General features: G+C 69.3%; 13 protein-coding genes. 7 read left to right on the forward strand and 6 right to left on the reverse strand.

Features of this window, described 5'->3' with window-relative positions; all coding sequences use genetic code 11:
- Positions 1 to 74: 74 nt before the first annotated feature.
- Positions 75 to 1622 (forward strand): protein kinase, encoded by a 1548-nt coding sequence (locus AB0I18_RS21355; protein WP_363107107.1) that lies wholly within the window; start codon positions 75 to 77, stop codon positions 1620 to 1622.
- 115 nt (positions 1623 to 1737) lie between these two features.
- Here AB0I18_RS21355 and AB0I18_RS21360 read toward each other — a convergent pair whose 3' ends face one another.
- The 3 genes from AB0I18_RS21360 to AB0I18_RS21370 form a co-directional block, all read right to left on the reverse strand.
- The gene (locus tag AB0I18_RS21360; protein ID WP_363107108.1) at positions 1738 to 2763 is read right to left on the reverse strand and encodes a phosphotransferase; all 1026 of its coding nucleotides are present in this window, start codon (positions 2761 to 2763) and stop codon (positions 1738 to 1740) included.
- Positions 2764 to 2808: 45 nt separating this feature from the next.
- Entirely contained in the window at positions 2809 to 3237 is a 429-nt protein-coding gene (locus AB0I18_RS21365) for a pyridoxamine 5'-phosphate oxidase family protein (protein WP_363107109.1), read from the reverse strand.
- 151 nt (positions 3238 to 3388) lie between these two features.
- Entirely contained in the window at positions 3389 to 4051 is a 663-nt protein-coding gene (locus tag AB0I18_RS21370; protein ID WP_363107110.1) for a response regulator transcription factor, read from the reverse strand.
- Between the two features lie 379 nt (positions 4052 to 4430).
- Between AB0I18_RS21370 and pdhA the strand changes: the two genes are divergently transcribed.
- The 3 genes from pdhA to AB0I18_RS21385 are packed head-to-tail and all read left to right on the forward strand — an operon-like array spanning position 4431 to position 8075.
- Positions 4431 to 5606 carry a pyruvate dehydrogenase (acetyl-transferring) E1 component subunit alpha gene (gene pdhA / locus AB0I18_RS21375; RefSeq protein WP_363107111.1) on the forward strand — a complete coding sequence of 392 codons (1176 nt, stop codon included), beginning with the start codon at positions 4431 to 4433 and terminating at the stop codon, positions 5604 to 5606.
- 2 nt (positions 5607 to 5608) lie between these two features.
- On the forward strand, positions 5609 to 6589 hold the full coding sequence (locus AB0I18_RS21380; RefSeq protein WP_363107112.1) for an alpha-ketoacid dehydrogenase subunit beta: 981 nt from the start codon (positions 5609 to 5611) through the stop codon (positions 6587 to 6589).
- A 10-nt stretch (positions 6590 to 6599) separates the two neighbouring features.
- Positions 6600 to 8075 (forward strand): dihydrolipoamide acetyltransferase family protein, encoded by a 1476-nt coding sequence (locus AB0I18_RS21385; protein ID WP_363107113.1) that lies wholly within the window; start codon positions 6600 to 6602, stop codon positions 8073 to 8075.
- Between the two features lie 140 nt (positions 8076 to 8215).
- Here AB0I18_RS21385 and AB0I18_RS21390 read toward each other — a convergent pair whose 3' ends face one another.
- Together AB0I18_RS21390 and AB0I18_RS21395 are read right to left on the reverse strand one after the other, a co-directional pair.
- Positions 8216 to 9238, reverse strand: coding sequence for a BRO family protein (locus tag AB0I18_RS21390; protein WP_363107125.1), 1023 nt, complete (start codon positions 9236 to 9238; stop codon positions 8216 to 8218).
- A 177-nt stretch (positions 9239 to 9415) separates the two neighbouring features.
- On the reverse strand, positions 9416 to 10675 hold the full coding sequence (locus tag AB0I18_RS21395; protein WP_363107114.1) for an MFS transporter: 1260 nt from the start codon (positions 10673 to 10675) through the stop codon (positions 9416 to 9418).
- 102 nt (positions 10676 to 10777) lie between these two features.
- On the opposite strand from AB0I18_RS21395, the gene AB0I18_RS21400 reads away from it, so the two are divergent.
- Positions 10778 to 11224, forward strand: coding sequence for a helix-turn-helix transcriptional regulator (locus AB0I18_RS21400; protein WP_363107115.1), 447 nt, complete (start codon positions 10778 to 10780; stop codon positions 11222 to 11224).
- 127 nt (positions 11225 to 11351) lie between these two features.
- On the opposite strand, the gene AB0I18_RS21405 is transcribed toward AB0I18_RS21400, so the two are convergent.
- The gene (locus AB0I18_RS21405; RefSeq protein ID WP_363107116.1) at positions 11352 to 12248 is read right to left on the reverse strand and encodes a D-alanyl-D-alanine carboxypeptidase; all 897 of its coding nucleotides are present in this window, start codon (positions 12246 to 12248) and stop codon (positions 11352 to 11354) included.
- A 246-nt stretch (positions 12249 to 12494) separates the two neighbouring features.
- Between AB0I18_RS21405 and AB0I18_RS21410 the strand changes: the two genes are divergently transcribed.
- Both AB0I18_RS21410 and AB0I18_RS21415 read left to right on the forward strand, forming a co-directional pair.
- Positions 12495 to 13157 (forward strand): GntR family transcriptional regulator, encoded by a 663-nt coding sequence (locus AB0I18_RS21410; protein WP_363107117.1) that lies wholly within the window; start codon positions 12495 to 12497, stop codon positions 13155 to 13157.
- Positions 13154 to 14497, forward strand: a complete 1344-nt coding sequence (locus tag AB0I18_RS21415; RefSeq protein WP_363107118.1) for an MFS transporter — start codon at positions 13154 to 13156, stop codon at positions 14495 to 14497. The genes AB0I18_RS21410 and AB0I18_RS21415 overlap by 4 nt, the downstream gene beginning before the upstream one ends.
- Positions 14498 to 14642: the final 145 nt, after the last annotated feature.

Consider the following 14642-nt stretch of genomic DNA (forward strand, 5'->3'; position numbering starts at 1 on the left):
CGTGGGCCGACGGAAACCGTAACAACCACCGCGCGTACTTCGACCGGTGCGGACAGAAACGACGGCGAGGACTGATGGCACAGCAGCAGCGCGCTCAGGGCCCGTCCGACCCCGAGGCGACTGGCGGCGGTATGTCAGATGCGCCGGAGATGTGGGGTAACGGCGGGCTGGTCGGGGACGGCCGGTATCGGCTGACGCACAGACTCGGCCGGGGCGGCATGGCAGAGGTGTTCGCCGCCGAGGACGTGCGTCTGGGACGTACGGTCGCGGTCAAGCTGCTCCGCTCCGACCTCGCCGAGGACCCGGTGTCCAAGGCCCGCTTCACACGCGAGGCCCAGTCGGTGGCAGGCCTCAACCACCATGCGGTGGTGGCGGTCTACGACTCCGGCGAGGACGCGGTCGGCCACCAGGTCGTTCCGTACATCGTGATGGAGCTCGTCGAGGGCCGCACGATCCGCGACCTCCTGATCAACGCCGAGGCCCCCGGGCCCGAGCAGGCGCTGATCATCGTCTCCGGTGTGCTGGAAGCGCTTGCTTATTCGCACCAGCACGGCATTGTGCACCGCGACATCAAGCCCGCGAACGTGATCATCACCGAGACCGGCGCGGTCAAGGTGATGGACTTCGGCATCGCGCGCGCCCTGCACGGCGCCCAGTCGACGATGACGCAGACCGGCATGGTCATGGGCACGCCCCAGTACCTCTCGCCCGAGCAGGCGCTCGGCAAGGCGGTCGACCACCGCAGCGACCTGTACGCGACGGGCTGTCTGCTCTACGAACTCCTCGCGCTGCGGCCGCCGTTCACGGGTGAGACCCCGCTGTCCGTGGTCTACCAGCACGTCCAGGACATCCCGGTGCCCCCGTCCGAGGTCTCGGACGGGGTGCCGCCGGAGCTGGACGGACTGGTCATGCGCTCGCTCGCGAAGGAGCCGGACGACCGGTTCCAGACGGCCGAGGAGATGCGCGGGCTCGTCCAGTACGGGCTGCAGATGCTGTACGACCAGGGGGGCCACACCGGCACCTGGAACACCGGCCACGTACCGACGCACGAGGGCATGAAGACCCCGGCGACGGGCCTGATGGGTGCGGCCGGGCTGCCGCACCCGGGCGACTCCGGCACCACGCAGATCCCGGCACCGATCCTGCCGGGCCGCGGCGGGGACGATGGGGGCTTCGACGGGCACGGCAACAGGGGCAGCGGCAGCGGCCGCGGCAAGCTGTGGATCCTGGCGTTCTTCGCCGTGATCGCCATCGCGGCGGGTGTCGCGCTGGCGCTGAACGGCAACGGTGAGAAGAAGGAGTCGCCCGGCACCTCGGTGTCGCCGACCGCCACGCCGAGCGAGAAGGAGACCACGCCGAGCGAGACCCCGTCCGACAAGGAGACGGACACCTCCACGGAAGACGACTCCAGCACGGGCGGCGGCTCGAACTACGAACCGTCGTTCACGCCGTCGCCGAGCTACACGCCCTCGCCCACACCGACCGAGCCCACGGGTGAGCCGACGAACCCGACGCCGACGAACACGACGCCGACGGGCGAGGAGACGACTCCGCCACCGGACGAGGAGACGACTCCGCCGCCGGACGAGGAGCCGACGGGCGAGACCGGCGGCACACCCTGATCCAGCACCGGGGTCTTTGAAAACACCCTTCGCGCGCGTGGAGCCCGAAAACGGGCTCCACGCGCGCGTGCCGTTTCACGTCTCGGCGAGGCCGCACCCGGCGCCCGGCGAGGCGTCACCCCACGAACGCCTCGCACACCGCGTCGTACTCCCGGGTCCACCACACCGCCAGTGCGGAAGCCGCCGGGAACTGGGAGTCGGCGCGGGTGTCCCCGCGTTCGTAGTGCCAGCGCAGTATCCAGAAGTCGTTCAGCCGCTCCCACCACACGCGGTGCACGGCGGCCGAGAGCTCGGACGCGGTGGCGTGCGCGGAACGCCGGTACGCGCGCGCGTAGGCCCGTACTTTCGTCAGGTCGAGCGTGCCGGTGGGGCGTACGAAGAAGATCACCGCGGCCCGTACCGCCTCCTCGGCGCGTGGCTGGACACCCAGCCGGTCCCAGTCGACGATCGCGGCGGGAGCGTCCCCCCGGTAGAGCACGTTGAAGGGGTGGAAGTCGCCGTGCACCCAGCCCACCGAGCCGCCCTGCGGAGGCCGCCGGTCCGCGTGCCGCTCCAGGAGGGCGCGCCGTTCCAGGAGGCGGTGACGGGCCAGTTCGTCGAAGGCGTCCGCGGGGCGGTGGCGGTGGACCTCGGCGAGCAGGTCGTCGATGAGCGTGAAGGTGTCCGCGGGGTCGGCGCTCTCCGCCCGTGTCCCGGACGGCCGCGGCGGCATCACCCGCTCCAGACAGGCGTGGACGACGCCCAGCAGCGCCCCGAGGCGCCGGCACTGCTCCGTGGTGAGCTGGGCGCCGCCACGGTGACGTCCGTCGATCCAGGGGTGCAGCGCGTAGGCGTGGCCGCCGACGACGGCGACCGTGCGGCCGTCGGTGCCGGTCAGTGGCGGGGCCACCGGGACGCCGAGGTCGGCGAGGCGCTGGGTCGCGCGGTGCTGGCGGGCGATCGCGACGGGGTCGGCCGTCTCGGGGTCGAAATGGTGCTTGAGGAAGTACCGGCCTTCGGTGGTGGCGAGCCGGTAGCCGCGGTTGAGCAGCCCCTCCTCGACGGGTTCGCAGGCCAGCGGGGCCCCGGCGGCGTAGCGCCGCAGCAGGGCGCGCAGTGGGGGCGCGGGGGAAGGAGCGGGCGAAACAGATGAGCGCGGCACGCGCCAGATGTTAGGGCACGGAGGAGGGCGTTGACCTCGGGTTTGTCACGGACAGTGTTCGTGATGTAGCTGAAGCGCGCCGTCCGTGGAATGCACGGTGGCGAACTGGGGATCGATCTCCAGGTACACGGGCTCGAACGGCTCGCCGTCCGCGAGGCGCGGGGCGGGGCCGAGGAGTTCGAGCTGGGCGCCGGTGGGCTCGACGGCCTCGCACACTCCCACGACCTGGACCGACCAGTGACCCTCCCCCGCGCGGCTGGAGCCCGGACCCAGGCTGTCCGCGCCGTACGCGACCACGCTCCCGACGCAGGCCCGGTGGTATCCGTACCCGCGGTGCATCCGCAGCAGGACACGGCCGTCCACGACGACGTGGCGGGCCGCGGCCAGGAAGGGCAGCGCGCGCATGCTGGTCGCCACGCGGCCGTGGTCGACGCGGCCGAGCAGTCCGGCGGCGAGCTGTTCGTCGGTCGGCATGCCACCAATGTGCGGCAGTACGGGGGACGGCAAAAGGGGCGCCCGCCCCCTCACAAAGGGACGTAAGTCCCGAATAAACGGCCTCCAGGTGGTCCAGGCGGCCTCTACGTAGTCCCCGTAGTGCCCGTAGTCCCCGTAGTCCCCGGAAAACTCAGCGCCGCTTCTCCGCCTGCAACCGGGCCACATACGCGGCCGCCTGTGAACGGCGCTCCATGCCGAGCTTGGACAGCAGGCTGGAGACGTAGTTCTTGATCGTCTTCTCGGCCAGATGCAGCCGCTCGCCGATCACGCGATTGGTGAGCCCCTCGCCGATCAGATCGAGAATCCGGCGCTCCTGGTCGGTGAGTTTCGCGAGTCTGGCGTCGCCCTTGGCGGTGCCTCCGTCGCGCAGCCGCTCCAGGACGCGGGCGGTCGCCGCCGGGTCGAGGAGGGACTTTCCGGCGGCCACGTCACGTACCGCGGCCAGCAGTTCGGTGCCGCGGATCGCCTTCAGGACATAGCCCGAGGCGCCCGCCATGATCGCGTCGAACAGGGCCTCGTCGTCGGCGTAGGAGGTCAGCATGAGGCACTTGACGTCCTCGTCCCGGGAGCGGATCTCGCGGCAGACCTCGACACCGCTGCCGTCCGGCAGGCGGACGTCGAGGACGGCGACATCGGGACGGGTGGCCGGAATTCGCGCCAGCGCGTCCGCCGCCGTGCCGGCCTCGCCGACCACCTCGATGTCGTCCTCCACGGAGAGCAGCTCGTGAACCCCGCGGCGGACCACCTCATGGTCGTCCAGGAGAAATACGGTGATTTTTCCTTCTTCGTGCACGGAGTCAGTTTCACACGCGATCTACGGGTCCGCTCCAGTCGAGCTCTTCCGGAGTGCGGGGTGACCGGGATAACGTGCCGGTGTTCCGGCCCCCTGCAAGGCTGAAACCAGTGCTGTGACCAGCGACTGCTCCCGATCGACGCGAACTAGTTGGAAATCCGAGCAAAAAGTACTTGGAAATCCAATCAAAATCGCAGGTCAGGAGGGGTTTCACAGAAATGTGAAGCACTGGGTAACGTGATGGTTGCAGGGCGCTCGCCGGGGCACCTGTCACGCCTGTTCCCGGCCGAGGGCACCCACCCCGTGCACGCGTACGGAGCAGGCGAGCCGCAACTGGCCACTCGGCAACCCCGGGGGCCGGACCGACGGAGGAGCACACGTGACCGTGGAGAGCACTGCCGCGCGGAAGCCGCGCCGCGGCGCCGGCGCCAAGCGCACCGCTGCGAAGAAGCCGCCGGGCGCCAAGACCGAGCTCGTACAGCTGCTGACCCCCGAGGGCAAGCGCGTCAAGACCGCCGAAAACGCGCCGTACGAGGCGTACGTCGCCGACATCACCACCGAAGACATGCGCGGTCTGTACCGCGACATGGTGCTCACCCGCCGCTTCGACGCCGAGGCCACCTCCCTGCAGCGCCAGGGCGAACTGGGTCTGTGGGCCTCGCTGCTCGGCCAGGAGGCCGCCCAGATCGGCTCCGGGCGGGCCACCCGTGAGGACGACTACGTCTTCCCGACCTACCGCGAGCACGGCGTCGCCTGGTGCCGCGGGGTCGACCCGACCAACCTGCTCGGCATGTTCCGGGGGGTGAACAACGGCGGCTGGGACCCCAACAGCAACAACTTCCACCTCTACACGATCGTCATCGGCTCGCAGACGCTGCACGCCACCGGCTACGCCATGGGTGTCGCCAAGGACGGCGCCGACTCGGCCGTGATCGCGTACTTCGGGGACGGCGCCTCCAGCCAGGGTGATGTTGCCGAATCGTTCACCTTCTCCGCCGTCTACAACGCGCCCGTCGTGTTCTTCTGCCAGAACAACCAGTGGGCCATCTCCGAGCCCACCGAGCGCCAGACCCGCGTGCCGCTCTACCAGCGCGCACAGGGCTACGGCTTCCCGGGCGTCCGTGTCGACGGCAACGACGTCCTCGCCTGCCTGGCCGTCACCAAGTGGGCCCTGGAGCGGGCCCGCCGGGGCGAGGGCCCGACGCTCGTCGAGGCGTACACGTACCGCATGGGCGCGCACACCACCTCCGACGACCCGACCAAGTACCGGGCCGACGAGGAGCGCGAGGCGTGGGAGGCGAAGGACCCGATCCAGCGCCTGCGCAGCTATCTCGAGTCCGAAACTGACACGAATGAGGGATTTTTCGCGGAACTCGAAGCCGAGAGCGAGGCGTTGGGAAGGCGAGTGCGCGAAGTGGTGCGAGCCATGCCGGACCCGGACCACTTCGCCATCTTCGAGAACGTGTACGCGGACGGGCACGCGCTCGTCGACGAGGAGCGGGCCCAGTTCGCCGCCTACCAGGCGTCGTTCGCGGACGAAGGGGAGGGCAAGTAGCGATGGCAGCAGAAAAGATGGCGCTGGCCAAGGCGATCAACGAGTCGCTGCGCACAGCCCTAGACGCGGATCCCAAGGTCCTGATCATGGGTGAGGACGTCGGCAAGCTCGGCGGTGTCTTCCGGGTCACCGACGGCCTCCAGAAGGACTTCGGCGAGGAGCGGGTCATCGACACCCCGCTCGCCGAGTCGGGCATCGTCGGCACGGCGATCGGCCTGGCGCTGCGCGGCTACCGGCCCGTCGTGGAGATCCAGTTCGACGGCTTCGTCTTCCCGGCCTACGACCAGATCGTCACGCAGCTCGCCAAGATGCACGCGCGGGCGCTCGGCAAGATCAAGCTCCCGGTCGTCATCCGCATTCCGTACGGCGGCGGGATCGGCGCGGTCGAGCACCACTCGGAGTCCCCGGAAGCCCTGTTCGCCCACGTGGCGGGCCTCAAGGTGGTCTCTCCGTCGAACTCCTCGGACGCCTACTGGATGATGCAGCAGGCCATCCACAGCGACGACCCGGTGATCTTCTTCGAGCCCAAGCGGCGCTACTGGGACAAGTCCGAGGTCAACACGGACGCGATCCCCGGGCCGCTGCACAAGGCCCGCGTGGTGCGCGAGGGCGGCGACCTGACGCTGGCCGCCTACGGGCCGATGGTGAAGGTCTGCCTGGAGGTCGCGGCCGCCGCCCAGGAGGAGGGCAAGTCCCTCGAAGTCCTGGACCTGCGCTCGATGTCCCCGATCGACTTCGACTCCATCCAGGCCTCGGTCGAGAAGACCCGCAGACTGGTCGTCGTGCACGAGGCTCCGGTGTTCCTGGGTACGGGCGCGGAGATCGCGGCCCGGATCACCGAGCGGTGCTTCTACCACCTGGAGGCGCCGGTGCTGAGGGTCGGCGGCTATCACTCGCCGTATCCGCCGGCGCGGCTGGAGGACGAGTACCTGCCCGGCCTGGACCGGGTGCTCGACTCCGTCGACCGCTCGCTGGCGTACTGAGGAGAGGGTCGTGACGACGATGACTGGGACTGCCTCCGGCCTTCGAGAGTTCAAGATGCCCGACGTGGGCGAGGGGCTGACCGAGGCGGAGATCCTCAAGTGGTACGTCCAGCCCGGTGACACGGTCACCGACGGGCAGGTGGTGTGCGAGGTCGAGACCGCGAAGGCCGCGGTCGAGCTGCCGATTCCCTTCGACGGGGTGGTGCGCGAGCTGCACTTCCCCGAGGGGACGACGGTGGACGTCGGACAGGTGATCATCGGGGTGGACGTGGGCGGCGGAGCCGCTCCGGCCGCGGAGCCCGAGGCGCCGGATCAGCAGGGTCGCCCGGTTCAGCAGGAGCAGCCGGCCGCGGAACCCGCAGCGGCCGCCGTTCCCGCTCCGGCCGAAGAACCCGCCGAGAAGCCCAAGCCGGAGGGCCGCACGCCGGTTCTCGTCGGGTACGGGGTCTCGGTGGCCTCCACGAAGCGCCGTCCCCGCAGGGGCGTCCCCGCCCAGCAGCCCGAGTCGGGCACCGCGGCTCTGGCGGCCGCGGCGATCCAGGGCGAGCTGAACGGGCATGCCGCTCCGGTGGACCGCCCGCTGGCCAAGCCTCCGGTGCGCAAGCTCGCCAAGGACCTCGGGGTGGACCTGGCGACGGTCACGCCGTCGGGGCCCGACGGGATCATCACGCGCGAGGACGTGCACGCGGCGGCGGCCCCGACGGCCGCTCCGGAGCCTGCGGTCACGCAGGCGCCGACTCCCGCGCCTGCCCAGGCTCCGGCTCCGGTCGTGACGTACGACGGCGCCCGCGAGACCCGTATCCCGGTCAAGGGCGTCCGCAAGGCGATCGCGGCGGCGATGGTCGGCTCGGCGTTCACCGCGCCGCACGTCACCGAGTTCGTCACGGTCGACGTCACCCGCACCATGAAACTCGTCGAGGAACTCAAGCAGGACAAGGAGTTCGCGGGTCTGCGCGTCAACCCGCTCCTGCTGATCACCAAGGCGTTCCTGGTCGCGATCAAGCGCCACCCCGAGGTGAACGCCTCCTGGGACGAGGCCAACCAGGAGATCGTGCAGAAGCACTACGTGAACCTGGGCATCGCGGCGGCCACCCCGCGCGGCCTGATCGTCCCGAACATCAAGGACGCCCACGCCAGGACCCTGCCCGAACTGGCCGGGGCACTGGGCGACCTGGTCGCCACCGCCCGCGACGGCAAGACCTCCCCGGGGGCCATGCAGGGCGGCACGGTGACCATCACCAACGTCGGCGTCTTCGGCGTCGACACCGGCACGCCGATCCTCAACCCCGGTGAGTCGGCGATCCTCGCCGTCGGCACGATCAAGCTCCAGCCGTGGGTCCACAAGGGCAAGGTCAAGCCCCGCCAGGTCACCACCCTGGCGCTCTCCTTCGACCACCGGCTGGTCGACGGCGAGCTGGGCTCCAAGGTGCTGGCCGACGTGGCGGCGATCCTGGAGCAGCCGAAGCGGCTGATCACTTGGGCGTGAGGCCGTCGGCCGGATAGGTTGAACGCGAAGAGGGGCGCCGCAAGTTCGAGTTGCGACGCCCCTTTTTCTTACCGGTCCCGCTTGCGTTTCTTGCCCGTCCCCGTCGTTCCCCGTTCCCGTTCCCGTTCGCGCGGCCCGGATCAGGACCGGGTGAGCACGTACACCGGTGCCGCGTCCTCCGATCCGCCCCGGGAGTGGATGCAGGCGTGCTTGCGCAGCAGGCGCAGGCATTCGTTGACCCGGTGCACCGACAGTCCGGTGCGGGCCGCGATCGATTCGATCGGCTGACGCAACTCCCCCTCCTCGACCAGGACCGGGGCGATCACCACCGCTACCGCCCAGACATCCGTCGTCACGGACAACCGCTGCCGCCAGTCGGCCAGTACGGACTCCGTGGTCGGATGCGCGGAGAAGCTGGCGGTGGGCGCCGGACGGTCGAGGGCCAGGACGTCGAGCCGGTTCGCGATGCGTTCCATGGCCTGGGCGATGGCTTGCTGCGCGGAGAGCGTCTGGCTCTGCATTTCAATCATGGTGCGCTGCATCTCGATGGTGGTCCGTTGCATCTCCACCATGCTTCGCTGAGTCTCCAGCGTGTCCCGCTGCAGGGCGAGTGATTCGTGCTGGGCGACGGCGAGTTGCTCGTCCGCCTGGAGGTTGCGTTCTTCCAGCCGGACGATGGCCTCGGCGACCTGCTCCGGCATCGCGTACGCGACGGGGGCGGCCGGGTCGGCGGGCTGTACCTCGGCCTCCTCAAGCGAGTAGGAACCCTCTCGCTGAACGGTCTCGATCACCTCGGCGACCCACTGCTTGAAGGGGGCGCAGGCGGGCTTGGTGCAGGCGTTGACGAGAAGAATCAGACCCTGGAGGTCGATGAGATTCAGGTCTCGACGCCACTCTCTACCTGCGGGAATGCTGAGACAGTGACTTCCAGTCACTGTCTCGAGAAAGTCTCGATGCTCCTCTGGAACATGGTCGAGGAGCGCCTTTCGAGGGGTGGTGTACCCCAACTGCTTGCAGACATCCACCGCCGGGAACCAGTGGGCTCCGTCCGGCATGGTCAGCCTGCGGACGCGGGCTCCCGTGGCCGCGTAGACGAAATCACCGATGTCGATCGCGTCGCGCTGTGTGGCCGGGCTGGGCTGGTGCTTGCTGGGTTCGATCATGTGAACCACCTCCGCCCCGGAACGTAAAGCGGAGGAAATCGAATATGCCAGCTGGCGCAAGAATGTTCACGATTGTGAGGGATGAGCGCCGATTTCGCTGCCAAGGGGTATCGCTATGTGCATGACCAACAACGACCCGCTCCTTACCTGCGCAAATGCTGAGACCGTAACCTCCAGTTACGGTCTCGGTGATCTCTCACTGCCTTTGGGGAAACGGTCGGAGAGTGCCCGTTTCGATTTCTTGGACGTCAGGACGGGCACCGCGGTCAGCGCGAGCGCGCTGATGGTGTTGAGGGCCGGAGTGAGGCCGAGGGTCGCGACGAGTGCCGGTGCGCACAGTGCGCCGACGACCGCGGCGAGGGAGTCCACGGAGAAGAAGATGGCACCGATGCGGCCGAGCATGGTGGGTGGGGCGGTGCGCTGGATGTGGGTTTCTACGGTGATGAGCAGGATGCTGCCGGGTAAGCCGATCAGCGCCGCGGCCGCGATGGCGGTCGGCAGGTTCGGTGCGTTGAACAGGGCGAAGTACGCCGCGCCGTTGGCCAGTTGAGCCGTACCCAGGATGTGTCGGGTGCTGAACCTGGCGATGACGCGGCGGCTGACCGCCGAGCCCGCGATGAAGCCCGCGCCGAGCCCCGAGACCAGGTAGCCGACGGTGTAGCCGGGTGCGTTCAGGTGCCCGGTGACGAACGGGACGAGGAGCACTGTCAGGGCCGCGTTCGCGGTCAGGAACACCCCGTTGGCGGCCAGCGGGCCGCGCAGCGAAGGAGTCCGGATGACACACGTGAGTCCGGCGCGGAGTTCGGCGGCGAGTCCGGCCAGGGTGTTCCGTTCGCCCTCGGGCGGTGTGCGGGAAGGAATGCGGCGTCCCACCCCGGCGATCAGGACGGCCGAGACCAGATAGCTCGCGATGTCGACGAGCAGGACCGAGGTGATGCCGGGACCCGCCAGCAGCAGGGCGCCGAGTGGAGGCACTACGAGGCGGAGCACGCTGCCGGTAAGGGCGTTGAGGGCGTTCGCCGTGACGAGTTCCGGGCCGGTGCCGAGGACAGCCGGGGTCAGCGCCCGGGCGGCGGGACGGCACACCGTGGTCGCCACGCTCTCGCCCAGTACGGCCACGTAGATCAGCCATACGTCCGCCGCGTCGTCGGCCAGCAGGATCAGGGCGACGGCGCCGGCGCTCGCGAGGTCGGCAAGCCACATGGCGCGGACCGGGTTCCAGCGGTCGAGGAGCGTGCCGGCCCAGGGGCCGATCAGCAGGGCGGGCAGCGCCTCCAAGGCCAGGGTGAGGCCAGTCGCGGCCGGTGAACCGGTCAGCTGGAAGACGTGGAACGGCAGGGCGACCACGAGCAGCCAGGAGCCCAGACCCGAGACGGTGCTGCTGGTCCACAGGAGGCGGAAGCTGCTGTTCTTGAGTGCGGACGGGTAGGGGAACACGCCGAGCAATATATTCCCATGGAATACTTATCTGCAAGAGTGTTCTGTTGGGATAGTCGTGGTAGTCGTTGGGGTAGCTGTTGAGATGGTTGGTGGCGTCACGTGGACAACGTTGAACTCGGGCGGATGCTCCGGAACCGACGGCAGGAGGCCGGGCGGACGATCGCGTCCGTGGCGATGGACGCGGGCCTGTCGGTGCCGTACATCGCCAATCTGGAGAACGGCCGCGGCAATCCGACGCTGTCCGCGCTGCAGCAGCTGGCAGCGGCCCTCGGCACCCGCCTGGAGATCGGTCTGCCCGACGAGAGCGAAGGCGCGGCGGAACCCGAAGTGCCGGATGCGGTACGCGGGCTCATGGCGTCGCCACGTGTGCGCGCGGTGGCTCGACGGCTGGCCGGGAAGCGCCGGACGCAGGTGACGGCCGTGACGGAACGCCTTCAGGATGCGCTGCTCGCGCTGAGCGCCGTGACCGGTGATGAGCTCAGTGAGCGGGACCTCGACCGGCTCCTGGACCTGCTCCTGCTGTCCCAGTCGGAGCTTGAGGGGTGAGAGAGGGAGGGGCGAGAAAGGGGCATGAGAAAGGGGTGGGGCGGGGCAGTAGCTGCTCCGTCCCACCCCGCTCATCGCGGCCGGGCCCTTCTCGTGTGCCCGGGCCTACCGGCTCGTCTGCCCGTACCTACCGGGCGAAGGCGTAGTTCATCATCTTCTTCGCGTCCGATTCGCGGGCCGAGATGGACGTGGAGGCGAGGACCGTGCCGATGACGGTCTTGCCGTTGCGGGTGGCGGCGAAGACCAGGCAGTACTTGGCCTCCGGGCCGGAACCGGTCTTCACGCCGATCGTGCCGCTGTACGTGCCGAGCAGGCCGTTGGTGTTCTTCCAGGCAGCCATGGTGCGGGTGCTGCCGGTCTTGGTGATGGTCTTCGCGGTGTACGACTTCGTCTTCACGATCGCGCGGAAGTTGGCGCTCTTCATCGCGCTGCGGGCGATCTTCGTCAGGTCGCGCGGCGTGGAGTAGTTGGCGCCGTTGCCGATGCCGTCGAACGAGTCGAACTTCGTGTTCGTCAGGCCGAGGTCCCTGGCCTGCTTGTTCATCTTGCCGATGAACGACTTCACGCGGGCGGCCCGCGTGCTGCCGGTGCCGAACTTGTCGGCGAGCGCGTACGCGGCGTCGCAGCCGGACGGCAGCATCAGGCCGTACAGCAGCTGGCGGACGGTGACCTTGTCGCCGACGATCAGCCGGGCCGACGAGGCGGTGTTGGCGACGATGTAGTCGCTGTACGCCTTCTGGATCGTGACCTTGGAGTCCAGGTTCAGGTTCGACTGCGCCAGCACGACCTTCGCGGTCATGATCTTCGTCGTCGAGCCGGTGGAGAGGCGGGTGTCCGCGGCCTTGGTGTAGAGGGACGTGCCCGTGCCGCTGTTCATCACATAGCCGCCCTTGGCGGCGATGGTGGGCTTGGTGAGCGCCTGCGCGGGCGCCATGCCGAGGGCGCCGGTCGCGAGCACGGCTCCGGTGGTGAAGACCACGACGGCAGCTCTGCGAACCCGTACGCCCTTGATGCCGGTTATCAAGTCGATTACCCCGATTGGTTAAATGCCTCGATTGAGCTGAATGTCTTGGGAGTGCGGCCACTTGAGGGTGCCGTCAACTCGTCTGACACGTAAGTAGCACGAAAGGATGTGCGGTCGGATAGGCGGGGTACCTCTTTTTGCCTCGTCCATATCCGGCGGCCCGCGTCGGGTGGGGCTCGTATCCCACCGGGTCCACATCCTGGACGGCACGGGGCCATGGGTACGTGTTGTATCTATGATGTGCGCATGCCTTCCGCGCCACCCGTGCCCCTGAAGCAGCCGCCCGCCGCCGACCGTGTCTACGCCCACGTCAAGCAAGCCGTGCTGGAACGCCGCTACGAGGGCGGCACGCTGCTCACCGAGGGCGAGCTGGCCGAGGCCGTCGGGGTCTCGCGGACGCCGGTGCGCGAGGCGCTGCTCAAGCTGGAGGTCGAGGGCCTGATCCGGCTCTACCCGAAGAAGGGCGCCCTCGTGCTGCCCGTCTCCGCGCAGGAGATCGCGGACGTGGTGGAGACCCGGCAGCTCGTCGAGGAGCACGCCGTCCGCAAGGCGGTGCCGGCCTCGCCCGCACTCATCGAACGCCTCACCGAACTCCTGGAGAAGCAGCAGGAGCAGGCCGCCGCCGGAGACCTGGCCGGAGCCGCCGTCACCGACCGCTGCTTCCACGCCGAGATCGTCCGCAGCGGGGGCAACCAGATCCTCTCCCGGCTCTACGACCAGCTCCGCGACCGGCAGTTGAGGATGGGCGTCGCCGTCATGCACGCCCACCCCGACCGGATCACCAAGACGCTCACCGAGCACCGGGAGATCCTCGAAGCGCTGCGCTCCGGCGATGCCGAGGCCGCCGTCGACCACGTCCACCGGCACGTCAGCTGGTTCTCCAGCCTGGCGCGGGGTGACGTCCGATGAGCTCGTCCTCTTCTTCGTCCTCCTCTTCTTCGTCTTCCTCGTCGTCGTCCTCGCTGAGCCTGCCCGGGGATCCGCCCGGCGGCCGCCGGGCCGTCGTCGTCTGGTCGGCCGGCGTCGCCGTCTACTTCGTCGCGGTCATCTTCCGTACGTCCCTGGGGGTCGCCGGCCTCGACGCCGCCGACCGGTTCCACGTCAACGCCTCGGCCCTGTCGACCTTCTCGATCCTCCAGCTCCTCGTCTACGCGGGCATGCAGATACCCGTGGGCCTGCTGGTCGACCGGCTCGGCACCAAGAAGGTGCTGACCATCGGCGTCGTCCTGTTCACGGCCGGGCAGCTGGGCTTCGCGTTCTCGCCCTCGTACGAGATGGCGCTGGCCTCGCGCGCGCTGCTCGGGTGCGGTGACGCGATGACCTTCATCAGCGTGCTGCGGCTCGGCTCGCGCTGGTTCCCGGCCCGGCGCGGGCCGATGGTCGCGCAGCTCGCGGGGCTCGCCGGCATGGCGGGCAACCTCGTCTCGACGCTCGTCCTGGCCCGCCTGCTGCACGGCGTCGGCTGGACGGCTGCCTTCGCGGGCAGCGCGCTCGCCGGTGTCGTCGTCCTCGTCCTGATGCTGGTGTTCCTGAAGGACCACCCCGAGGGGCACGAGCCGGAGCCGTTCCCGCACCGGGGCGCCGCGTACGTGCGCAAGCAGATCGCCGCGTCCTGGCGGGAGCCCGGGACCCGGCTCGGGATGTGGGTGCACTTCACCACCCAGTTCCCGGCGATGGTGTTCCTGCTGCTGTGGGGGATGCCGTTCCTCGTCGAGGCCCAGGGCCTGTCGCGGGCGACGGCCGGCGAACTCCTCACGCTCGTCGTGCTCTCCAACATGTTCATCGGCCTGGTGTACGGGCAGATCGTCGCCCGGCACCATGCGGCGCGGCTGCCGTTGGCGCTCGGTACGGTGCTGGCGACGGCCGTCGTGTGGGGGGCCGCGCTCGCCTATCCCGCCGACCGGGCGCCGATGTGGCTGCTGATCGTGCTGTGCACGGTGCTCGGTGCCTGTGGGCCCGCGTCGATGCTCGGCTTCGACTTCGCGCGGCCCGCGAATCCGCCCGAGCGTCAGGGCACCGCCTCCGGGATCACCAACATGGGCGGTTTCGTCGCTTCCATGACGACCCTGTTCGCGATCGGTGTGCTTCTGGACGCCACCGGGGACGACTACAGCGTCGCGTTCTCCGCGGTGTTCGTGCTCCAGGCGTTCGGGCTCAGCCAGATCCTGCGGTTGCGGAAGCAGGCGGCTCGGCGGGAGCGGGAGCGGTTGGTCGCGAGCCGGGTGGAGACGGTGCACGTTCCTGTGTAGGCGGGCGGGGGTGGGTTCGGAGGGGCTTTTTTCGCCCCCTCCGCCCCTACCCGTCCCGTCCCTGGGGGCTGCGCCCCCAGACCCCCGCTTTTCGGCCTGAACGGCCTCGTCCTCAAACGCCGGACGGGCTGAAAGCAAGACAAGC

The organism is Streptomyces sp. NPDC050704 (genome assembly GCF_040654355.1).
Lineage (GTDB): Bacteria > Actinomycetota > Actinomycetes > Streptomycetales > Streptomycetaceae > Streptomyces.